The 25,489-nt window shown below is 45.7% G+C and carries 3 protein-coding genes; all 3 read left to right on the forward strand.

The features are described 5' to 3' along the window. Positions 1-87 precede the first annotated feature (87 nt). From GSF13_RS08935 to GSF13_RS24915, 3 genes are read left to right on the forward strand one after another with little or no spacing between them, the layout of a single operon-like run. Positions 88-15,663 carry a non-ribosomal peptide synthetase gene (locus tag GSF13_RS08935; RefSeq protein WP_211867965.1) on the forward strand — a complete coding sequence of 5,192 codons (15,576 nt, stop codon included), beginning with the start codon at positions 88-90 and terminating at the stop codon, positions 15,661-15,663. A gap of 4 nt (positions 15,664-15,667) precedes the next feature. After that, positions 15,668-24,595 carry a non-ribosomal peptide synthetase gene (locus GSF13_RS24670; RefSeq protein ID WP_282961462.1) on the forward strand — a complete coding sequence of 2,976 codons (8,928 nt, stop codon included), beginning with the start codon at positions 15,668-15,670 and terminating at the stop codon, positions 24,593-24,595. Continuing rightward, positions 24,526-25,476, forward strand: coding sequence for a non-ribosomal peptide synthetase (locus GSF13_RS24915; protein WP_282961469.1), 951 nt, complete (start codon positions 24,526-24,528; stop codon positions 25,474-25,476). Before GSF13_RS24670 ends, GSF13_RS24915 begins: the two co-directional genes overlap by 70 nt. Positions 25,477-25,489 lie beyond the last annotated feature (13 nt).

Consider the following 25,489-nt stretch of genomic DNA (forward strand, 5'->3'; position numbering starts at 1 on the left):
AAATTTTCTGCGCAGTCACACGTGCGTAAGACAGGCCTTATTTGATGCTCAATAATAAGAATGAAAGCCTATTAGGGAAAATAATCTATGAGTATCAGTCAGCTAGTTGCAAGTGCCACGTCTTCAGGTGTGTACCTATATACAGAAGGCGGGCAGCTGAAATATAAATTATCGGTTGCTTCATTTCCTGAAAATCTCAAGCAAGAAATACTGGCAAACAAACAAGAAATTATTCATTTTTTAACAAAGAATGAGACTAATCCTAAGTCAACTATATCTGCGCTGGCATCTCATGACGGTCATTTCCCTCTCTCTTTTGCTCAGCAGCGCCTGTGGTTTATCGATCGCTTTGAAGGGCAGAGTGCACAATACAACATACCTAAGGTGATTAAAGTCGCAGGTGATTTCTCGGTTGATATTGCAGAACGAGCCATTAAGAAATTGATTTGGCGGCATAAAGTATTACGAACCACTTACGGAGAGGTTGAAGGGGAACCCTTTCAGCAGATAAATCAAGAATTCAAATTTCAGATCAACCGCATTGATCTTTCTGCACTTGAGGCACAGTATCAACAACGTAAATTAGCTGAGTTGATCCGATATGATGCAGAAAAGAGTTTTGACTTGGCAACTGAGCTAATGCTACGGGTGAGTTATATTATAGCTGGCCCAGATAACCAAAATACTCTGTTATTTAATATGCATCACATCGCCTCTGACGGCTGGTCGATGAATATATTTGTACGTGAGTTTGTTGCTGAGTATCAAGCGCTGCAAATGGGACAAGAAACCAGACTTACTCCATTGGCTATCCAATATATTGACTTTGCTGTGTGGCAACGGCAGTGGCTAACAGAAAGTCGCTTAGCGGAGCAGTTACGTTACTGGCGACAGCAGTTATCAGGTGCTCTGTTATTGCATCGTTTACCTTTGGATTATCCTCGCCCAGAGCGCAAAGGTAATGAGGGTGCCAGAGTGTTCAGTCGCTATTCTACTTCGGCTATAGAGGCTTTTGCCATGCGCCATGGAATGACCCCCTTTATGGTTTTTCATGCAGCCCTGAGTATTGTACTTTGCCGTCACAGTAACCAATCAGAGTTTATTGTTGGGACTCCGTTTGCAAATAGACAAAACACAGCACTGGCACCGCTAATTGGCTTTTTTGTCAATACCCTAATTTTAAAGTCATCTATCAAACATGATACTGTCGCTGCATTTTTAACTCATATTCGTGATACCAATTTAGCCGCGCAAAGCTATCAAGATTTACCGTTTGAGCAGATTGTAGAGCATTGCCAAGTTGAGCGTAGCGTGCAGCATACTCCTATTTTCCAAGTGATGCTGAGTATGTTTCAGGGTGAGTCGTCAAGCAAGCCGAGCCTATCCCTTCAGGGAGTGGAGTTCGAGGAAGTCTTATCAGATAACATTACTACCAAGTATGACTTAGACATCAGCATTTCCCTGTCCGAATCTGGCTGCAAACTCACTTGGGTCTATGATACCGAGTTATTTAATGAAGAAACCATAACTCAATTTGATAGGCACTTCGGTAATGTTTTGGACAACCTTCTAACACAACCTGTGGAGCAGTCCTTAGTAGAGTTGGAACTCTTAAGTGAGCGAGAGCGGTCTTATTTGCTCACGGAGTTGAATAGTACAGCTCAGGATGTTGAGGTGCCGAGCTGTTTATTGCATGAGTTGTTTGAGCGTCAAGCAAAGAGTCAACCGGATGCGGTGGCGGTGGAAACCGCCAATGAAAGTATCAGCTATGGTCAGCTCAACCAACGTGCAAACCAATTGGCACGACAACTACAGCATCAAGCAGTGCAGCTAGGAGATGCGGTAGGGATATTGTTAACGCGCTCGGTGAATATGGTTGTGGCAGTGTTGGCAGTATTAAAAGCTGGAGGACGCTATGTCCCACTGGACCCTAATTATCCCAAACAGCGACTAGAGTATATTGTTGCAGATACGCAGTTGCAGCATGTTATTTGTAACGAGCATACTCAAGGGCTATTGGATATCGCAGGTGTCACTCTGTGGCAGCTAGACGCCACTAAACTACAGCAGGACTTAGCACAACAGTGTAGAGACAACTTAGGCCGTCATCCGCAAGCTACGAGCGACCAGCCAAGTTACCTTATTTATACATCAGGCTCGACAGGTAAGCCAAAAGGGGTAGTGATAGCGCACAGGAATGCGTTGGCGATGGTGCAGTGGGCAGGAGAGTTTTATCAGCCGGAAGAGTTAGCGGGGGTGTTGGCAAGCACGTCACTTAACTTCGACTTATCGGTGTTTGAGTTATTCGTTCCACTGAGCTTTGGTGGCAAAGTAATCTTAGTGGAAAACATTCTGACTCTGCTAAACGAAGACATAGCGGGTATTAGTCTAATTAATACAGTGCCGTCGGGAATAGATGCATTGCTGGCGGCGCAGCGGCTTCCTAGCTCGGTTCTGAGTGTCAACTTGGCAGGAGAGCCACTGGCACAGACAGTAGTAGAGAAGTTATTTAGTGGGCGAGAGTTACGGCGAGTTGTGAACTTGTATGGACCGTCAGAGGATACGACGTACTCCACTTACTATGAAATGACAGCGGCACCGGAGCAGGCCCCGAGAATAGGTCGTCCGGTGTCCAATACGCAGGCTTACGTACTGGGAGAACAAGGAGAGCTGTTACCGTTTGGAGTAACGGGTGAGTTGTATTTAGGTGGTGCGGGCGTGGCTTGTGGTTATCTTAATCAGCCACAGCTAACGGCACAGCGTTTTATTCCAGACCGCTTTAGTCACAACACAGATGCACGACTTTATCGTACAGGAGACTTAGTTCGATATGACCAACAAGGAGAGTTGTGTTTTATAGGGCGCGTTGACGAGCAGGTGAAGTTACGAGGTTTTCGTATTGAGCTTGGGGAAATAGAGCATCACCTAAATAGCCATGATGCAGTAATAGAATCGCTAGTGTTAGTGGTAGAAGAGGCAGGAGAGTCACAGTTACAGGCTTACGTCCGAACAGAAGAAGCGACGGGTTTGGCACAGCAGCTACGTGAGTATCTACGGGTATCACTACCAGAGTACATGCTGCCAAGTCGCTACATTGCGGTATCACAGTGGCCGCTATCCCCGAACGGTAAAATTGACAAAAATGCGCTAAAAGCGAAAGTTAATCAGCCTATAGCTGAACAAATAATGCAGCCTCAGTCAGAGACTGAGGTTAAGTTGTTAAGTATTTGGTCTAGCATATTAAATACTCCGGTTACTGAAATAGACCTAAATAGTAGCTTTTTTAGTCAAGGCGGGCATTCCCTACGGGCGGTAAAAATGCAAGCTGCAATACAAGCAGAATTTGCAAAGTCACTGTCCTTACAAACCATTTTTAAGGCCCAAAGCATTAGAAATATAGCTCACTGTCTTGATGAGCAAGCTGACTATATTCTTGGCGCGACGATTCAAGCTAAGGCAGATAAGTCACAATTACACCCGCTGTCTTATGCACAAAAGCGGCTGTGGTTTATAGATAACCTGAATCAAGGTAGTTCTGAATACCATATTACTTCAGCGGTACAACTAAGCGGGAAATTTGATTTAGCGAGCGCGCAGCAATCCTTTACTTTGCTTATTGAGCGTCATGAGACGTTAAGAACCGTCTTTATTAAATCGGCTGATGGCGTTGTGATGCAGAAAGTTAATCATACTAAGCCTTTTCAGATAAAGCACTTATCATTGACTCACTTAACGGGAGATGCGCAAAAGCTGGCTTTAGAACGGTTGATACATGAGCAAAACAGTCAGCCTTTTGATCTGAGTTTAGACCAAATGCTACGTGTTTCGGCGGTAAGTTTAGCGGAAGATGAGCTTGCGATTATTTTTACAGTACATCATATTGCTTCTGACGCTTGGTCAATGGGGGTCTTGGTTAATGAATTTTGTAGTATCTATCAGGCGCAGGTGACTCAACAGCCACAAGACTTACCTCCTCTCAGTATACAATATAGTGATTATGCACATTGGCAGCAACAGAGTGACACCCAAGCGAGAATAAGTAGTCAGTTGCATTATTGGCAGCAGCAGTTGCAAGGGCTGCCCTCTGTGCACCAAATACCGTTAGATCACGCTAGGCCGAGTGCTAAGTTAAGTAATGGTAAACGCCTACAACGAAAATTACCCTCAGCGTTGGCTGAGAAATTACAAAGGCTTGCTACCGCTGCCAATATAACCCCTTTTATGCTCTACCATGGGGCATTAAGCCTATTAATATCAAAATATAGCTATGAACACGACGTTGTGATTGGCACCCCTGTAGCAAATCGATGTCAAACAGAGCTGGAACCGTTGATCGGCTTCTTTGTCAACACACTAGTGCTTCGTAGTGATACTCAAGAGCGTACTTTATCTGCATTCTTTCAGCATATTCGCGACGTGAACCTTGCAGCGCAAGAACATCAGGAAGTACCGTTTGAACAAGTGGTAGATGCTTGTTGTAACTCTCGTACAACTCAATATACACCGCTATTTCAGATCATGTTGAACATGAATAATACGGAGTCTTCATCTTTCACGCTTAGTGGTGTAGAAGCAAATCTTATCCCAGTGGCAGCTGATAGATGCAAATATGACTTAGAGTTTGCGGTACAGCTAAGTAGCAGTTGCCCTGTGTTGATGTTGCAATACGATACTAGCTTATTTTTACCCAGTAGTATGGAGTTAATGCTGGCCGATTTCGCCGCATTGCTAACAAGCTTAAGTGAGTGTACTTTTGAAACGACGATGCTTAGTGAGCTTACGCTTTCCTCATCAGAACGGGGATATATTGGGCGAGAAGCACCGCAAGAATTAAGGTTACAAGAGTCGTTTCAACAGCAGGTCAATAGAAAACCAAAACAGGCAGCACTGCAGTTTTCTAACAGCACGATGACTTATGCGGATTTGGCAGCACAAGTTCAAGATCTCGCTTGCTACTTAGTAACTCATTTCCCACCTCATGCTCGAATTGGTATTTGTCTCGGCCGTTGTGAGTCTTTGTTGGTTTCAGTACTAGCAATATTGCGTGCTGATATGACCTATGTTCCTATGGATCCGAGTCACCCAGAGCAACGTTTGTTAAGAATAGCCGAGCATGCGGAGCTGGCAGCCATTATAACAAAGCCTGAGTGGCAGTCGAAGCTACAAGGCGTCTCAATTGCTACTGTCGTCGATATCAACACCTATGAGAAAACGGCTAAAACTAAGTTAGCTGAGGTGTACAGCAACCCTGTCGCGTATGTTATTTATACATCTGGTTCAACTGGCACACCGAAAGGAATTGAGGTACTACATAAAGGCTTAAGTAACTATCTTGATTATGCAGCAAAGCATTATCTCTGTGCAGGTATATTACGGTCAGTAGTTAGTTCAACACTGAGTTTTGATGCAACGTTAACTTCGTTATTGGCACCGCTTATCAGCGCTAAAACCATCACGATACTGCCAGAAGAAGATACTTTAGCTGATCTGTATCAGTGTTTGCGCAGTGGCCCTGCTAGTTTGTTTAAACTTACACCATCCCACCTGAAGGCGCTTTGCGCTATTCACCATGGTGAGAGTATTACAACACCTCATACGATAGTGGTGGGTGGGGAACAGTTTACAGGCCAGCTGTTGGGACAGTGTCAGCGATGGCTCAATGGCGCGACCTTTGTGAACGAATATGGCCCCTCGGAAACCGTCGTTGGCTGTTGTGATTATGTTGTACTTCCTGGCCAGAAAGAGCCCGCTAGTGCAGCGGTTTCAATAGGTCGTGCGATTGCAAATACCCAACTTTATGTGCTTGACCCATATCTTCAGGTGGCACCTAAAGGTGGGGTCGGTGAGCTATGTATTGCCGGCTTTGGAGTTGCTAAAGGATATTTACAGCAGCCCCAACTCACAGCCGAAAAGTTTCTGAATTGGCAAGGGGAGCGGATCTATCGCAGTGGGGATCTTGTCCGTCAACGCAAAGATGGCAACTTAGTTTACGTAGGCCGGATCGATGAACAGGTAAAAATTCGTGGCTATCGTATTGAGTTGGCTGAAATTGAGGCGCTTGCAGTGGCGTTTACTGGCGTTGAACAAGCCGTAGCCCATGTTATTGAAGGAAAAAATAACAGTGCTCAGTTATTACTTTATATAACGTTAAAACCAACTTTGTGTGGCAATGAGCAGACTTCATTGTTGAAGCGTTACCTCGCCGAACAATTACCAGAATATATGGTGCCGAGCCAGTTTGTGGTGTTGGAGCAATTTCCACTTACAGTCAATGGTAAGGTTGATAAACGCGCTTTGCCACAACCGGAGTTGACGACAGCACATTACCGAGGACCGCAAAATAAAACAGAAGCGCAATTGCAGCAATTATGGTCGAGTTTATTAAAGATACCGCAAGCGTCACTGAGCTGTGAGGCAAACTTCTTTGCCCTAGGTGGCGACTCAATATTATCAATTCAGCTAGTTTCACGGGCAGCGGAGCAAGGCCTGTATTTTAGTGTTAAAGACCTGTTTCGTCATCAACACATCGTGGCATTAGCACGGTGTGTAAAGCAGAGCAAAGGATACACGATAGCACAAGAGGCGGTGATAGGAGAGATGCCATTGCTGCCTATTCAGCAGGCATTTTTCAAAAACGAAACGGCGTTAGCCCACTTTAACCAGTCGGTTCTATTAAGTACCCCAGAGGATTTTGACACCCAATGCCTGATACCGATGTTGCAAGCTTTGGTCACGAGACATGACGCATTGAGGCTCAGTTTTGATAAATCACAGGGGCAGTGGCGAGGTTGGTATCAAGCCTTGGAAGCATTGGCGCTATCAAACTGCATAGAGCAGCATGAGTGGGATGGAGAGGCAGAGAGTTTAACGGCTATTGCAGAGCGAGCGCAGCGCAGCTTATCACCGATAGATGGTGAGTTATTACGATTGGTCTATTTGGCGAACAAAGCGGGTACAGGACGCTTGCTGTTGGTGATACATCACTTAGTTGTGGATGGGGTTTCTTGGCGTATTTTGCTGTCAGACATAGCACAGCTCTATCAACAATACCAAGCGGGAGAAGCATTGCAGCTTGGTGATAAGACACATAGTTATCAACAGTGGGGAAGACACTTACAGCGCTATAGCGAGAGTGAAGGGCTTCAGCAGCAACGTTCATATTGGCGGGAACTAGAGGCAGATAATAGTTGGCAACAGCATTATGGTCATGAGCAGGTACAAGCAGGTGTACGGCGACAATTACAAATCCAATTGAGTGAGGATGAGACACAGGCTTTGCTCACGATGGTGCCACAGAGTTATCGAACTCAGGTGAATGAAGTACTCTTGGCGGCTTTGTGGTTAGCTCATCAACGTTGTAGTGGTGCTCAAACGCTATCGGTGACACTAGAAGGGCATGGGCGTGAGGGAGTTACGGGGGTAATAGATTTAAGTCAAACCGTAGGCTGGTTTACCAGTATGTATCCATTGCAGCTAAGCGTACAAGCGGCGGAGGATGTCGGTGGTATTTTGATGGCGGTAAAAGAGCAATACCGTCAGGTTCCGGATACGGGAATAGGCTATGGCGTATTAAAGTACCTTTGCGGTGATAGTGAGCTTGCGGATAAGACGATGCCGGCTTTGCAGTTTAATTACCTAGGACAGTTTGACCAAACGGTAAAACAGACGGGCGCCTTTAACATAGCAGAGGAAAATAGAGGGCAACATATAAGTGCAGCTCGGATAGCACAAGAAGAGCTGGTGTTAAATGGGAAAGTGGTATTTGGCAGTTTAGGTTTTACGCTGAATTATGACACAGGGTGTTATTGCGAGGGAGCGCTATCGACGTTGATGAAGGCTTATGAGCAGGCCTTAAGAGACGTTATTACGCATTGTAAGGCGGTGGGCGTTGGGCCTTATACACCGAGTGATTTTCCATTGGCGAGGGTGACTACGGAAGAGTTAGAACGATGGGATATTGGGTCGGATATTGCAGATTTATATCCAGCGACGGGGATGCAACAGGGGCTGTTATTCCATGGTTTGTTGGAAGCAGGGAGTTATGTCACGCAGACTCGGATAAGCTTCAAGGATTTGGATGCAAGCGCATTTAAAGCTGCATGGTTAGCGGTAATAGAGCGGCACAATATTTTTAGAACGGCATTTGTAGGAATAGAGCAAGGGAATGCGCATCAAAGGGTGAGCGCACATGCGGTACTGCCTTGGAAGGAAGAAGATTTAAGGGAGATGTCACAGGCGCAGCAGCAACATTATTTAGACGATTATCAGCGTATGGATAAGCGCAAAGCCTTTGCGATAGATGCAGCACCACTGATGCGCTTTAGCTTATTTAATGTAGGAGATGAACATACGTTGCTCTGGAGTTACCACCATGCGCTACTGGATGGGTGGTGTATTCCGTTGGTATTTAAGGAGATAAAGCAATGTTATGAAGCGCTGTGTGCGGGTATACCGTTAGCAAGTGGAGCGCCAGAATACAGCTATAGAGATTATGCTCAGTGGCTGAGTGAGCAAGACAAGGAGGAGACGGTAGCGTTTTGGCGAGACACGTTAGCGCCGCTGAGTAGCCATACTCAGTTGCCAGCGGAGCAAGGAGAGGTGGGAGCAGGAGAGGGCGAGTATCGCATTGAGTTTAGTGTATCAGAGACGGCGGCGTTACAACGGTTGGCGGCGGAAGCGAGAACGACGTTAAATATAGTCGTACAAACGGCATGGGGGGTGTTGTTGCAGCGCTATGGCAACCAAGGTGCGGTGGTGTTTGGTTCAGTGACGTCAGGGCGGCCGGCAAGTCTTGCGGGTGTCGAGTCGATATTAGGTTTGTTTATCAATACAGTACCGGTGGTTGTAGAGAGCGGTGCAGAAGAGACGGTGCTTGGGCTATTGCAGGCGCAGCACGAACAGCAAGTGGCACGAGAAGGGCATAGCTACTATCCGTTGTATGAAATACAAAAACAGTCGCCGTTGGGAGAGCCTCTGTTTAATAGCGTATTTGTATTTGAGAACTATCCGGTTGATGCGCAGTTAAGTGAAGCGGATGAGCAGTCGGGGTTAGAGGTTACGACAGCGGAGACAACGGAAGGGACGAACTACGACTTAACGGTAGTGGCGCATGTATCGGAAGGGTTGAGTATTCGCTTAGAAGGCGGGGCGGGGCACTATAATTCGGCGAGTTTGGCACGTTTAGGCGGACATTATAAGCGTTTGCTATTGGGGTTGACGAAGGCCTTGAAGGTTGCGGAGGTTGAGCTTTTAAGTGAGCGAGAGCGGTCTTATTTGCTCACGGAGTTGAATAGTACAGCTCAGGATGTTGAGGTGCCGAGCTGTTTATTGCATGAGTTGTTTGAGCGTCAAGCAAAGAGCCAACCAGATGCGGTGGCGGTAGAAACCGCCAATGAAAGTATCAGCTATGGTCAGCTCAACCAACGTGCAAACCAATTGGCACGACAACTACAGCATCAAGCAGTGCAGCTAGGAGATGCGGTAGGGATATTGCTAACGCGCTCGGTGAATATGGTTGTGGCAGTGTTGGCTGTATTAAAAGCTGGAGGACGCTATGTCCCACTGGACCCTAATTATCCCAAACAGCGACTGGAGTATATTGTTGCAGATACGCAGTTGCAGCATGTTATTTGTAACGAGCATACTCAAGGGCTGTTGGATATCGCAGGTGTCGCTCTGTGGCAGCTAGACGCCACTAAACTACAGCAGGACTTAGCACAACAGTGTAGAGACAACTTAGGCCGTCATCCGCAAGCTACGAGCGACCAGCCAAGTTACCTTATTTATACATCAGGCTCGACAGGTAAGCCAAAAGGGGTAGTGATAGCGCACAGGAATGCGTTGGCGATGGTGCAGTGGGCAGGAGAGTTTTATCAGCCGGAAGAGTTAGCGGGGGTGTTGGCAAGCACGTCACTTAACTTCGACTTATCGGTGTTTGAGTTATTCGTTCCACTGAGCTTTGGTGGCAAAGTAATCTTAGTGGAAAACATTCTGACTCTGCTAAACGAAGACATAGCGGGTATTAGTCTAATTAATACAGTGCCGTCGGGAATAGATGCATTGCTGGCGGCGCAGCGGCTTCCTAGCTCGGTTCTGAGTGTCAACTTGGCAGGAGAGCCACTGGCACAGACAGTAGTAGAGAAGTTATTTAGTGGGCGAGAGTTACGGCGAGTTGTGAACTTGTATGGACCGTCAGAGGATACGACGTACTCCACTTACTATGAAATGACAGCGGCACCGGAGCAGGCCCCAAGAATAGGTCGTCCGGTGTCCAATACGCAGGCTTACGTACTGGGAGAACAAGGAGAGCTGTTACCGTTTGGAGTAACGGGTGAGTTGTATTTAGGTGGTGCGGGCGTGGCTTGTGGTTATCTTAATCAGCCACAGCTAACGGCACAGCGTTTTATTCCAGACCGCTTTAGTCACAACACAGATGCACGACTTTATCGTACAGGAGACTTAGTTCGATATGACCAACAAGGAGAGTTGTGTTTTATAGGGCGCGTTGACGAGCAGGTGAAGTTACGAGGTTTTCGTATTGAGCTTGGGGAAATAGAGCATCACCTAAATAGCCATGATGCAGTAATAGAATCGCTAGTGTTAGTGGTAGAAGAGGCAGGAGAGTCACAGTTACAGGCTTACGTCCGAACAGAAGAAGCGACGGGGTTGGCACAGCAGCTACGTGAGTATCTACGGGCATTACTACCAGAGTACATGCTGCCAAGTCGCTACATTGCGGTATCACAGTGGCCGCTGTCCCCGAACGGTAAAATTGACAAAAATGCGCTAAAACAATTGCATAGTAACACTGAGCTCGAGGCCTTTATAGCACCAAGAAATGCCACAGAGGAGCAGTTATTACTCATTTGGCAGCGATTGCTCAAAAACGACGCGATTGGTATTAATGACCACTTTTTTACCGTAGGAGGGGATTCAATTATAGCAATTCAATTGGTTGCTATGGCTCGGGAAGAGGGGCTCCATATAACTTTAAAAGAAGTTATGCAGTTACCTACGGTTGCTGATCAGGCATTGGTGGTTAAAGCAAGTAAAGAAGTGAGTGCTGAACAATCTCCCCTAAGCGGAGAATTTAGGCCTTTACCTATTCAATTGAGATTCTTACAACGCTCAAAAGGGGCGGCTGTACATCATTATAATCAGTCTATCTTATTGCAAGTGCCTATTGAGTTATCGCAAGATTTTCTAAGGCAAGCAGTTTCATGTTTACTTGATAGGCATGACGCGTTGAGATTGCGGTTTACTCACAAATCAACAGGGTGGATGGGCGAGTTTATTGCGCTTGAACAAATTGATATTAATCGGGTTGTACAGAATGTTTTCGTTGCTGATTGGTCGGCTGAGGCCGTAACTGAAATTGCTGCTGCAGCACAGTCTGGGTTTAATATTTCAAAAGGTGAGTTATTTAAAGCAGTCTTAATCTCAGGTAAAAGTGAAGCTCGGTTGTTACTTGTAGCGCATCACCTGGTCGTAGATGGTGTTTCTTGGCGAATTTTGGTACAAGATTTACAGCGTCTTTGGTGTCAGCATCAACGCCAAGAGATACCTCGGTTACCAGCAAAAACCTCATCTATAAGGCAGTGGAGTGATACCTTAGCGCTTCATTACGACGATTTCCAAGCGCAACAAGTCTTTTGGCTTGCCCAATTAGCCGCTGAAAATACCATGATGCCTTTATCTGAGAGTGAAATAGAGCCCTGTTTACGCAGTGAAAGTGAAATCGTTAAGCTACAGCTTACCCACTCAGTAACTCGTCAACTCCTAGGAAGTGCAAACCAAGCTTATCGCACGCAAGTAGAGGATTTATTGTTAAGTGGGCTGTATTTAGCGCTGCAGCAAACATTTGCGGTATCGCAAGTCGCAGTTGCACTGGAAAGCCATGGTCGGGATCCTATCTCTGATGATGTGGATCTCAGTGAAACAGTAGGTTGGTTTACTTCACTTTATCCACTATTACTTAGTTCAGAGGGCACAGGGCTTACAGAAGTAATTATTGCTGTAAAAGAACGGCGTAGGGTTATTTCTGAGTCGAACGTTGGCTTTGGAACACTAAAATACTACTCCCAAACTTCTGAGTGTTCGCATTTTGAGCAAGCGGATCCTTTTGTGCTATTTAACTATCTTGGACAAATTGAGATAAATGCAGAGCACGAGCATGGGGATTTTTCTCTCGCTAATGAAAGTATGGGGTCAAATCTACACGAGCAAGCTTTACGGGAGTTTGCTATTGCGATCAATGGCCAAGTGAGTGAAGGCTTACTGCATTTGATGATTGACTATAGTGTTGCGCAGTTTAGTCCAGAGACTATGGTTGCTCTTAAAAATAATTTAGCTATGGCGTTGCAGGATATTGCTAATCACTGTGAAGGCCGAATGCCGATGTTAACAACCTCTGATGTCCCTCATGTCGAATTACAACAATCTCAGCTTAATGAATGGCAGAAACGCTTTGGTACACTCATTAATATCTTTCCTGCAACACCATTACAGCATGGAATATTCTTTCAAAGTCAAATTGATAAAAAAGCCTACTTAACCCAAGTTGTAAATCAAATCAGTGGCGAATTGAACATCAAGGCGATGGAGCTAGCATGGCAATATGTGACTAATCGGCATGAAATATTGCGAAGCGGCTTTGCTATAGAAAAAAGTAGCCTTTATCGCTTTGTGCTTGCACCAGATATTAAAGTTCCTGTGCGCTTTTTAGATTGGAGCGACTTGAGTGATGAGCAGCGCCACAGCGCATTTATCACGTTGCGTGAGCAAGACCGAGAAATGGCAATGCCACTCAATGAAGCGCCTTTGCATAGAGTTACTATCGTGCGCTATGGCTCCATGCAGCATCAATTACTTTGGACACATCATCACCTAATTTTAGATGGTTGGTGTCTGCAAACCGTTTACCAAGAACTATTGCAAAGCTATTTGTCTTTTGCTAACTCGCAACCCTTATCGTTACCGAAACCGATCCCACTGGATGGTTACTATGATTGGTTGCAGAGTAAAGATAAGCAAAGTGCTCTTGACTATTGGCATACTTACTTACATGACTTTGACTCGCCCACCGCATTGTTAGAAAGCCAAAATTTAGACGTTCAATCAGGCTATGTTGAGCGACAATGGCAAATAAGTACGAGTCTGTCGCAAAAGCTACGAGTACTTGCCAGTGAAGCCAAGGTGACTCTCAATGCGGTCATACAGTGGGCTTGGGGATACTTGTTACAGCGTTACAGTGGTGACCAAAAGGTATTGTTTGGTACTGTAATTTCAGGTCGGCCATCTGAGGTACAAAACATTGAAAAGATGGTTGGGTTATTCATAAACACCATACCTGTAAAAGCTGATTTTGTTCCATCAACGGATCTTAAAGCTCAGCTTAAGCAATTACATGAAAGCCAGTTGCAGAGTCAAGAACACGGCTTTTTAACTTTGCCAGAGATCCAGCAACAAACAGCGATTGCCGCTGAGATTGAGTTGTTCGATAGTATCGTAGTGTTTGAGAATTATCCTACTGAGAGCAATAGCAGTGTAGCGAATAATACCAGCGATGTTGTTATCAATAGTAGTGAGACGGCAGAGTATAGTGCTGTGCCGTTGACTTTTATTGTGAATGATAGTGAACACTTACAGCTTACATTGGGATATCGTAAAGAGCGTTTCAGCGATAACACCATAGCGCAAATGCAACATCATCTTGATGCCATCTTTTCTCAGCTTGCGGATGGTCAAGGTGTGGGTGAAATTTCACTGTTATCGACGTCTGAGCAACATTTACTGGCGCAGCAACATGATACTTTCTGTTCCCACAATTTAGCTTTACTACCGCATCAATATGTTGACCACTTTGCACAGGTAACACCTAACAGCATCGCCGTTCTTGATACTCAAGAAACGTTGACATATCAGCAGTTAAATCAGGCAGCGAACCGATTGGCTCGTTTGCTACAGGCTCAGGGAGTAATGCAAGAATCCTTCGTGGCTTTGTATCTTGAACGTCACTGTAGCATGGTTATTGCAATTTTGGCGGTGTTAAAGGCGGGTGGCGCTTATGTACCTATTGACCCGAGTATGCCGGACGCGCGCAGTAGTGCAATCTTAGACCAGCTGGGTGATGTACAAGTATTGACCCAACAGCACTTAGCGGAAGCTGAGTGTTTGCAATCACATCAAGTGACTGTGATCGATAGCGAAGCGACGCTAGATACTCTCTTCCAGTATAGAGCAACGACTCCTAGTACCTTTGAATTAAGCGCGACAAATCTTGCGTATATGATTTTTACGTCAGGTACAACAGGACAACCAAAAGGGGTGATGGTTGAGCATCAAGCCTTGTTGAATCGTGTACTGTGGATGCAAAAGCAATATGGACTGAAAGCCAGTGATAAAGTGCTGCAAAAGACGCCTTATGGTTTTGATGTTTCGGTCTGGGAGTTTGTTTGGCCTTGGACCGTTGGCGCAAGTATTGTTCTAGCTAAACCCGAGGGTCACAAAGAGCCTAAGTATCTAGCAGAGTTGATACAGCGACAAGGCATTACTCATTGTCACTTCGTACCTTCAATGCTGCAAGCATTTATGCAGCATGCAGAGTTATCGCAATGCCAAACACTGAAACAGGTATTTTGTAGCGGTGAGGCATTAACGCGCGATCACCGAGAACAGTTTATACGAGCGTCATCCGCTCAGTTACATAACTTATATGGCCCGACAGAAGCAGCAATAGATGTAAGTTATTGGGATTGTAGTAAAACCACCTCGGCCCCGAGTGTTCCCATTGGTTATGCTATTGATAACATTAACTGTGTAGTAGTGAGTCCGGATTTTGCTGAGCAGCCTATCGGTATTCCAGGAGAGTTACTCATATCTGGGATTGGCTTGGCTCGAGGTTACTTTCAGCAGGAACAGCTCACTGCGGAGAAATTTATTACGGTGAGCTTAGCAAACCGTTGTCAGCAGAGATATTATCGCACGGGCGATTTGGTCCGTCGTTTAGAATGTGGAGCTCTGGAGTTCCTTGGTCGTTTAGATCATCAAGTTAAAATCCGTGGTTTGCGTGTAGAGCTAGGAGAGATCCAAGCTGCGATTGCAGGCTGTGATGAAGTGGAAGAAGCATTTGTCAGTGTGCAGGAGTTACAAGCTGGTGAACAGCTTATCGCATTCTGTGTTACATCATTGGACAGTGCTGAACTTTCAGCTGTGATACCTAAGTTGCTGGCATCTACCTTACCGAACTACATGATACCTGCAACCTATATCGCATTGACTGAATTACCAGTCACTGTTAACGGCAAACTTGACCGTAAAGCACTATACAGCATGGTGACGGCCCAGCCTCAGATTGAATATGTTCCAGCACATACGGCAACAGAAGTTGCTCTAGAGGAAGTCTGGCGAGAGTGTTTAGGTATCACAGAACCTCTCAGTACCGTGCAGTCTTTCTTTGCTCTAGGCGGAAATTCGCTTCATGCCATGAGTATCCTCGATCGTGTCCAATCGCACTGGGATTACCCTTTTGAAATTGCAGACCTGTTTGCCTTCCAAACAATCAAAGAATTAGCACAGTTTATTGATGCAACACAGTCCCAGTATAGCTCAGAACAGCAGGAGCTAGAGGCGGATAGTGAGGCCTTTGAAGAAATGGAGTTTTAACCCAATGATTGATTTGCTTAATCAACTACAACAAAAAAATATTCAGCTATCTTCTGACTCCGGTACTTTAAAGGTGAAAGCACCAAAAGGTGCCATGACTGCTGAGTTAGCAGAGCAAATAAAAACGCACAAAGAACAGTTATTGCACTTTCTTGAGAGAAAGCAGCAAGGGAGGTCAGTGGCGAGTATCCCCTTGTGTGCCATAGATCGCAGTGGTGCGATCCCAGCGTCATTTTCACAACAACGGCTGTGGTTAATCGATAAGCTAGAAGGCAGTCAACATTATAATGTTGCAGCAGCACTGGCCTGTGATGGGGTACTGGATATTGCAGCCATAGAAGCCAGTCTAACCCAAATAGTTGCCCGCCACGAGGCGTTAAGAACCTGTTTCGAAGCCCACGATGGAGTGTGTATGCAGCGGGTAATGCCAGCCCGAGCGGTGACGGTGGAAGTGGTGAATTTGGTTGATTGTGGTGAAGATGAAGTGCAGCGGCAAGTGGATGATGCGGCACGAGAAGTTTTTGACCTAAGCCAAGATTTAATGTTGCGTACAAAAATCATCAAACAGTCTCAAACACGGCATATTTTGTTGTTCACGTTGCATCACATCGCATCGGATGGTTGGTCAATGCAGCTATTAATAAAAGAGTTTAATGCATTTTACCAAGCTGCGATAACAGGCGGGGAAGCGGATGTGCCTGAATTACCGGTCCAATATGGAGATTACGCGTACTGGCAACAGCAACAGTTAACGGAGCAAAACAAAGCACAGTTGTTAAGGTATTGGCAGGCTAGGTTGTCGGGCATGCCGAGCTTACACGGATTGCCATTAGATAAGCCGCGACCAGCCAAGCAAGAATTTACCTCTGGATATGTGCGTAGTCGGATAGGCAAAGAGACATTGGCAGGGTTACAAGCGCTAACGCAAAGCGCAGGTGTCACGTTATTTATGGTACTGCAAGGTGCTTTTGCGGTGTTATTGAGCCGCTTAAGCGGTGAGTCGGACATCGTCTTAGGCGTACCGACAGCGGGGCGTAGTGAGAGTGAATTGTCGCCATTAATAGGGTTTTTTATCAATACCTTGGTGAGTCGAACAGAGGTTGATTTAGCGCAGCCATTTACGGCGCTATTGGCGCAGATAAAGGCAGATACGCTGGCAGATTATCAGCATCAAGGGCTCCCTTTTGAGCTGTTGGTAGAGGCATTAAACCCAGATAGAAGCTTAGCATATAACCCCTTGTGTCAGGTTAAGTTGGTGCTACAGAACCATCGCAGCAGTGACGATGAAGGGTTGAGTTTGGGAGAGGCGAGGCTGAAACCACTCCAACAAAGTCAAGAGCAGGTACGGTTTGATTTGGATTTGACTTGCTCGGAGGGAGAAGGCGAGTTGCTATGCCACTGGCGGTATCAACAGAGCTTGTTTACAGAAGCGACGATAGCGGCGTATGCCCGTAGCTTTGAGTATCTATTGGAGAGTATCGCGAAGGGAGCCCAAGGTAGCTGCAAAAGTTTAGCCTTGTATGACGATGAAATGCGTCAAAGCTTGATAGAAGAGAGCGTAGGTGCAGCCTGTGATTATCGGCGGGGAGAAAGTGTAGTAGAGCAGTTTGCGAGACAAGCCCAGCAGACGCCGGAGAGAATAGCGGTACGGGATGAATCACACGCACTGAGCTATGGAGAGTTGTACAGTCGCGTGAATCAGTTGGCACATTACCTTCAAGAGCAGGATATAGGGGTGGGAGAGCGAGTTGCGTTGGTGATGACGCGAGATGTCACGCTCTTGGTGGCGATGCTAGGGGTGATGGCGACGGGTGCGAGCTATATCCCATTGAGCCCGGATAATCAGACGGCACGTTTAGCAGATATATTTAACGATGCGGATGTGACTCAGGTCTTGGTATCGACATGTTTATTAGAAATTTTACCGGTTTCAGGGGTAGATGTGTTAATGCTGGATGAGGATGAGTGGGGCTTATCGGGTTATGACAGCCATCCGGTGGGAGTGACACATACCTTAGCGGATAGCGCCTATGTGATTTATACGTCAGGGTCGACGGGTAAGCCAAAGGGGGTGGAGGTAAGTCACAGAGGATTAATAGATTACTGTGGCTATGGTTTAAAAGCGTACTATCAAGAGCAGTTGACAGGAAGCTATGTGTTGACGTCGCATGCATTTGATATAGGCGTTCCGAGTTTATATTTGCCTCTTTTGGTGGGAGGGTGCGTGAACTTAGCGCCTTGGGGAGAGGAGTTGGAGGGATTAGTCGAGCGGTTACGAGGGAGCTCAGAGGCGAGTTTATATCGTTTGACGCCGATGCATTGTGAGGCATTACTTGAATTGCTGGATGGGGATAAGGTCAGCGGAGGGCATGTTCTGGTGATAGGAGGGGAGACGCTAACGGAGGGGCTGGCTGCGCGGTTGCAAGATACCTTTAGTGAAAGTCAACTTTATAACCACTATGGTCCGACGGAAACGGTGGTAGGTTGTAGCTTATATGATGCAAGCGCGCATTTAAGGGCAGGGGATTCAACGCGAGAAGAGATACCGATAGGGTATGCGATGGCGAACACAGGGTTGTATGTCGTTGATGCAGGGGGTGAGCTGCAAGCGAAAGGAGGCGTAGGAGAGCTTTATGTTGGAGGGCCTTGCGTAGCGAAAGGATATGTTGGAGATCCGGACAGGACGGCGGCGTCATTTGTGTATGTTCCTTGGTTGGCGGATACGAGGTTGTATAGAACAGGAGACAGGGTACGGCGCTTGGAGTCGGGAGCGTTGGTATTTTTGGGAAGGAAGGATGAGCAAGTCAAGCTGCGGGGATATCGTATAGAGCTTGGAGAGATAAGGAGTGTTTTGGCACAGCAAGCAGTGGTGAAACAGGCGGCGGTGTTGGTGCAAGGAGAGGGTGCGGATGCGACGTTGGTGGGTTATGTTGTTGCAGAGGGAGAGGTAGTAGATGAAGGCATTTTTATAGCGGAGTTAGAGCGTGCGTTATCGGCGCGTTTAGCCAGTTATATGTGTCCGAGTCGTTGGTGTTTGCTAGATGCTTTGCCGTTGACGGCGAATGGTAAGCTGGATAGGGGGGCGCTACCGAGCGAGATTGGGGAGATAGGGCAGGAATATGAAGCGGCGGAGAATAGTGTAGAGCGAGCGCTGGTAGAGATATGGGCAGAGGTACTGCGACAACCACTAGAGGAGTTAAGTGTAACGGGTGATTTCTTTAGGTTAGGGGGAAATTCTCTGTTAGCAGTGAAAATAATCAGCGAGATTAACGCTCGCTACAAGCTGCAGTTGGGTCTCAAAGAACTCTTTAGTTATCCTAGTATTCGCCGCTTAGCGGTACTTATGCAGCAATCTGGTTTGGGAGAAAACAACCCAGAGATCCCAGCGTTACCTCGAGATGGTCAAGCCCTACCGCTATCTTACGCACAACAGCGTCTTTGGTTTATTGAGCAATTAGCAACTCAACCAAACGCACAATTCAATATGCCATTGGCGTTAAGAATCCGTGGCCAATTAGAGACTAATACCCTTGAGCAGGCCATCGCAGCAGTTATTAAGCGTCACGAGATACTAAGAACAGTATACCAGCTCGATCAGGATGGCGAACCCCAACAAGTTATATTGCCAGCATTTGCGCCACGGATAACAACGCTTGAGTTAAATGGCAGTGAGCAAGAAAAGCTTAATCAGGCACACGCTAATGTTGCAGCCCAAGCCTTACAGCCGTTTAACTTACAAAGTGACCACATGTTAAAGGTTCAGTTGTTGCAACTTGGCAAGCATGATTATGTATTGGCCATTGTGGTGCATCATATTGCTTGCGACGGTTGGTCATTGAATATTCTTCTTAACGATATCATGGCATTCTATGACGCGATAAGCTCAGCGCAAGCACCCACTCTGGAGCCATTGACGATACAGTATGCAGACTTTGCAAGTTGGCAACGTCGTTACCTAGGTGGAGAGCGGTTGCAACACGGACTTGATTTTTGGCTGAGTCATCTAGATCAAGCGCCGCCATTACATAGTATTCCCCTAGACCGTAATCGAGCTCCTGATCAGTTCAGTGGAGCAAGAGTAGATGGAACCATTGCACCAGATATCGTTAATGAACTAGAGCTATTTGCTCAGCAGCACCAAAGCACTCTGTTTATGCTCTTACAGACTATGTTCGCGGTTACTGTAGGTAGATTCAGTCGTGAGCAGGATGTTGTAATGGGGATGCCTGCGGTCAATCGTAATAATAAGTCCTGTCAGAATATGATTGGCTTATTTCTAAATACACTAGTCGTGCGCACTCAGTTTGATACACAACAACCCATCAGTGAATTGCTGCGCAAAGCCAAGCAAACCCATATGGAGATACATGCTCACAGTGAGGTTCCGTTTGAATTACTAGTCGAACAATTGAATCCGGAGCGCTCCTTGACACATGCTCCTATCTTTCAGTTGTTTATCAATATGGCCAATGAACAACTAGCATTGTCAACAGAAAGCCAACTCGAAGTGAGTGCTTTTTCCGCACAGCAAGAGTTTGACAGTAAGTACGACATTACTTTATATCTGCGACCGACTCACTCAGGGTTGAAGTTTATTTTTGCTTACAATGCGGCATTGTTTGACTGCTCAACCATTACTGCTTTGGCGAATGAATTTAGTAGTACGTTGTATCAGGTTGCAGCAAATCCACAACTTAACGTTGCACAGCTTAAGTGGTCGCAACCTCTAAAAGAGAATGCCGCAGTTACTCTTTGTGAGCATGAAGTCAGCTCAGTTCATCAATTATTTGAACTTAATTTGAGTAAGCACGCAGCTAGTGGTGCATTACATTATGCAGAGCAAAAGCTGTCATTTGAAGAGTTAAACGAACAGTCCAACAAGTTGGCTCATTATCTGATTAAGCAACATGCTATCAGTAAGGGTCAAACGGTAGGTATACATTGCCAGCGAAACGCCACGCGGATAATCGCTATGCTTGCTGTATTAAAGGCAGGAGCAACACTGGTTCCATTGTCTGTTGAACTGCCTGCATCACGATTGAAGTTGCAAGCAGAAGATGCAGACATTACTTTGCTATTACATGATGAGCAAACAGAGGCATCATTTTTTGAGCGCGTAACATTGGACTGTAGCAGTCTATTGAGAGAAAGCACGCTGGACCAATACAGCGGAGAAAATCCAGACGTTGAAGTCTTTAGTGATGATATTGCGCACATAATCTACACCTCGGGCTCGACGGGTAAGCCCAAAGGGGTGTTAGGGACTCACGGTGCTGTAGTTAACAGAGTCAGTTGGATGTTACAGCGTTTTCCACTGGCCTCAAATGAAGTAACCGTGATGATGACCTCAATGGCGTTTATACGCGGTATGTGGGAGTTTTACGTCAGCTTAGCTGCAATCAAACCCGTTGTTTTATTGCCACGAGAGCAGGTGAAAGATAACAATTTATTCGTCGCAGCTATTGAAAAACATAAAATCACCAGAATAGTTACTACGCCTTCTCATTTGCAGAGTTTAGTAATATCGGGAGCGCAGTATCGCTCGACGCTTAGCAGTTTGCGCTACTGGTTTATTAGTGGTGAAGCACTGTCTTTGAGCCTTGCTGAGCGATGCTGTAAATGGCTGGATGAAGTGGAGTTTTATAACCTTTACGGCTCCACCGAGGTTATGTCCGATGTTCTATACAGTAATATTAAAGAGGATGTCGCACGAGGTGTCATAACACTCGGACAGGCGATAACCAACAACCACGTATTACTCGTTGATGAGCAACTACAACGTGTTCCTACGGGAGCTGTAGGTGAGGTTTTGGTTGTGGGTAGTAATGTGGCAGCAGGGTATTTGTTACGCCCAGAACAAACGAAAGCCGCGTTTGTGGAGTATGATGGTCAACGCGCATACCGAACCGGTGACTTGGCAAAGTATCTCGCTGACGGTCGTTTGGTTGGTTTGGGACGTAAAGATAAGCAAGTTAAGATTCGTGGGTTCCGAGTTGAAGTGGATGAAATCACCAGTCTACTGCGCAACCGCCCTGAAGTTGATGATGCGATCGTACTGGTCAAAGGCACTGAACTACAACAACGGTTGATTGCTTATCTTAATGTTGGTTGTCGAGCTGTTAAACCGTCACAGCTTGAACAGATTAAAGTCTATTTAAGTGATCAGTTACCTGATTATATGGTTCCTAGTCACTTTGTTACCGTCGAAAATTGGCCTCTCACTATCAATGGTAAACTACAATACAGCGCCTTGCCTGAACCCACTTACCAAAATGATCAGATGCAAGTGGTTCCGAGTACAGAGACAGAGCATCAGCTCCTAGAAATCTGGCAAGGTCTATTAAATGTGACAACAATCGGTGTTACAGATAGCTTTTTTGCGTTGGGCGGACATTCGCTTTTAGCAACTCGTTTGGTTAGCCAAGTTGAGGCGACTTTTGGCTTGACGATAGCGTTGAAAGCAGTTTTTGAAAACAGCACGATTCAATTGCTAGCGCAGCATATAGATAATCATGGTAAAGCCAGTCTGGGGGCAATAACACCGGCACCTAAAGGAAAGCAGATCCCACTTAGTTATGCTCAACAGCGTCTATGGTTTGTAGAGCAAGTAAGTCCTAGTAATCAGTACAATATGCCGCTAGCGTATCAAGTAACAGGAAAGTTTGCACTGCAAGTGGCAGAGCAAGCGTTGCAGTATTTAGTAAATCGGCACGCGGTACTTAGAACTCAATATCAATTTGATGGCCAAACGGCATATCAAGAAGTGCAAGAAAACTGGCAAGTCAGGCTGACGGTTTCTGATCTAACTCATTTATCTGAGCAACAACAAAAAGATAGCATTATTGATCTGCTACGTTCTTTTTATCAACGAGTATTCGTACTCGAAGAACAACCGCCATTTGAAATCCATTATATCTGCCAAAGTAGCGAACAGGGCATACTGCTGTTTAATCTCCATCATATAGCTGCAGATGCATGGTCTATGGGTATCTTGATGTCTGAGTTTATCCATTGTTATCAGGCTATCGAGGCGGGAGTTGATCCGCAGTTACCTGCATTGAGTATTCAATATAGTGATTTTGCTTACTGGCAACGACAGCGATTGGATGATGTATTTTTAGCTGAGCAATTAGCATATTGGCGTACACAACTACAAGATGTGCCAAGCATCCATAACCTGCCATTGGATAGGCCTCGACCTTCAGTCAGAGCACAGCAAGGAGCAATTTATGAGAGTTGTTTATCTGGCGAAATAGTTCAGCAATTAGAGAAAGTGGCGAGTCAGCATAATGTATCGATGTACATGCTATTTCATGCAGCCTTGGCATTTTTAGTTAGTAAATTAAGTGGACAGCAGGATGTGGTTATTGGTTGCCCTATCGCCAATCGAACGAATGTTGAAGTTGAGCCACTAATAGGACTATTTGTAAATACTCTGGTTCTGCGAACTCAAGTACAGCAAGAGAGTTTTAATGGACTTCTAGAGCATATTCGTACGGTCAATTTGGACGCTCAAGCACATCAAGATGTGCCATTTGAGCAACTCGTAGATTTATGTAAGTTACTACGCACTAGCAGTCACACGCCACTAGTACAAGTTGTTTTGAACTTGAACAATATCGGCCAATCTGTTGCGGGGATTGAAGGGCTGGAATTTACCCCGTTAGAACAACAAAGCACGATTGCTAAAACTGACTTGAATCTTGGGGTGGTATTTGCTGGAGGAAAGTGGGTCATCAACTGGACCTATGATGTTGCGTTATTTGATGCAGATACGATTGAGCGATTCTCGAGCTACTTTATACGTATCCTTCATCAAGTTGCACACAATCCACGGATCGCATTAAGTGATATCGATCTGCTCAATGAGCAAACACAGCAAGCATTAGTGGCAATGAGCCGAGGGCCAGAGCTTGCACCAACAAGGATACAACAAGTTCATCAGTTTCTTGAGAACCAGGTAACACGAACTCCAGAGGCGATTGCACTGGTTTCTGATACACAGAGCTATAATTATCAGGAGCTAAATTCAGCTGTTAACAAGCTATCCAACTACTTACTCAAATTGGAGTTACCGCGTCAAGCAACGGTTGGGATCTGCATGGAGAGATGTAGTGATATGGTAATTGCAATGTATGCAGTTGCTAAAGCTGGTTTAGTTTTCACGCCTTTGGATCCGGAACAGCCACAAGCGCGACGTGCATTTATTATTAGCAATGCAAAAGTTCATTTAGTGCTGAGTCATCAGCAATTTGAGCCCATATTGCGACAAATCCCTGCACTGGCCGTCGCCTATATTGATAGTGTTGCGACCAATCAATTAATCACACAATGCTCAAACATAAATCCAGAAATTGGAGGTCACAATACGGATTTGGCTTATATCATGTATACCTCTGGTTCAAGTGGCGAACCTAAAGGTGTACAAATTGAGCATCGGCAAATCATCGCTGCAACACAGAGTCGTCTAGATGCTTATCGAGTACCAGCAGGGCGCTTCTTGTCTCTTTCATCTATCTATTTTGACTCTTGTTTATTAGGTATTTTTTCAGTGTTAGCACAAGGTGCTGAACTACATATCGTCAAAGATAGTGATGTGGTCGATATTGGAGCCGTTTACCGGTACATCATGGCAAGTGATATTACTCACTTGGCGATTTTACCGACAATGTATCGGGCGTTATTACAGTATGCCAACCTAATGGCTGCGCTACCAAGCCAGTTAAGATTAGTGATCACTGGTGGAGAAGGAGTAGAGCAAGATCTTCAACAGTTGCATTTTGAAAGCCAATGGAGTCAGGGGCTCGATTTTTTAACGAATATGGGCCAACAGAGGCGACAGTTTGGAGTAGTCACTATGAAATCAAAGCGGATGATAGCTTTCAGGTTGCACCTATTGGTCGTCCGGCGGGTCACGTCAACCTTTACGTAATGGATCATTATGGGCACCTAACACCACAAGGTTGTGAGGGGGAGTTGCACATTGGTGGAGTTGGTGTGGCAAAAGGTTATATGGACAATGCTGAGCTTACCAATGGACATTTTTTCTCAAGACAACTCTACAGCGGAGAATCAGAGCGACTATATCGAACTGGTGATGTGGTGCGTTATAACAAGCATGGTGATATAGAGTTTGTAGGTCGTAAAGATAACCAAGTAAAAATACGTGGCTACCGTGTCGAGCTAAGTGAGATAGAGCAACAGATCTTACACCACCCTGATGTACTCGATTGTGTCACAAAAGTGTGGCAGGAGCAGGGAGAAGAAAAGCTCCTTATTGCATACTTACAGATCCGCGAACGACAGTCCGAACAGGCGGTTGTTGCAGCAGTTAAAAAACAACTGGCTCAAACACTACCCAGTTACATGCAACCCAATGCGATAACGAGTATTGGTCATATACCTGTCAATCGTAATGGTAAGGTAGATAGAAAGGCGTTGCCTAAACCTAACCTTGCAGCACTAACCGGTGAATATTCGCCTGCGCAAAATAATACGCAGAAAAAGCTGCTGACCATCTGGGCCGAACTTCTGCACTTATCGGCAGAGGAGATCAGCATCAATGCCGACTTCTTTGAACTGGGTGGACATTCGCTATTAGCGGTACAACTAGTGACCAAAGTTAATGAAACCTTTCCTGTTGACTTATCTATAAAAGAAATTTTTAGCTCACCCGTACTATGCGATTTGGCTGACCAAGTTGATGCTTTACTTCATTTAGATGAAGACGAGCTGGCGGCCGCTGAAGCTGAGCTAGCAGATATGTCTGATGAAGAAATAGAAAAGCTTTATCAGGAGCTGTGTGACGAGTAACGGCTACTTTGAA

It is taken from the genome of Pseudoalteromonas sp. M8, assembly GCF_018141365.1.
Lineage (GTDB): Bacteria > Pseudomonadota > Gammaproteobacteria > Enterobacterales > Alteromonadaceae > Pseudoalteromonas.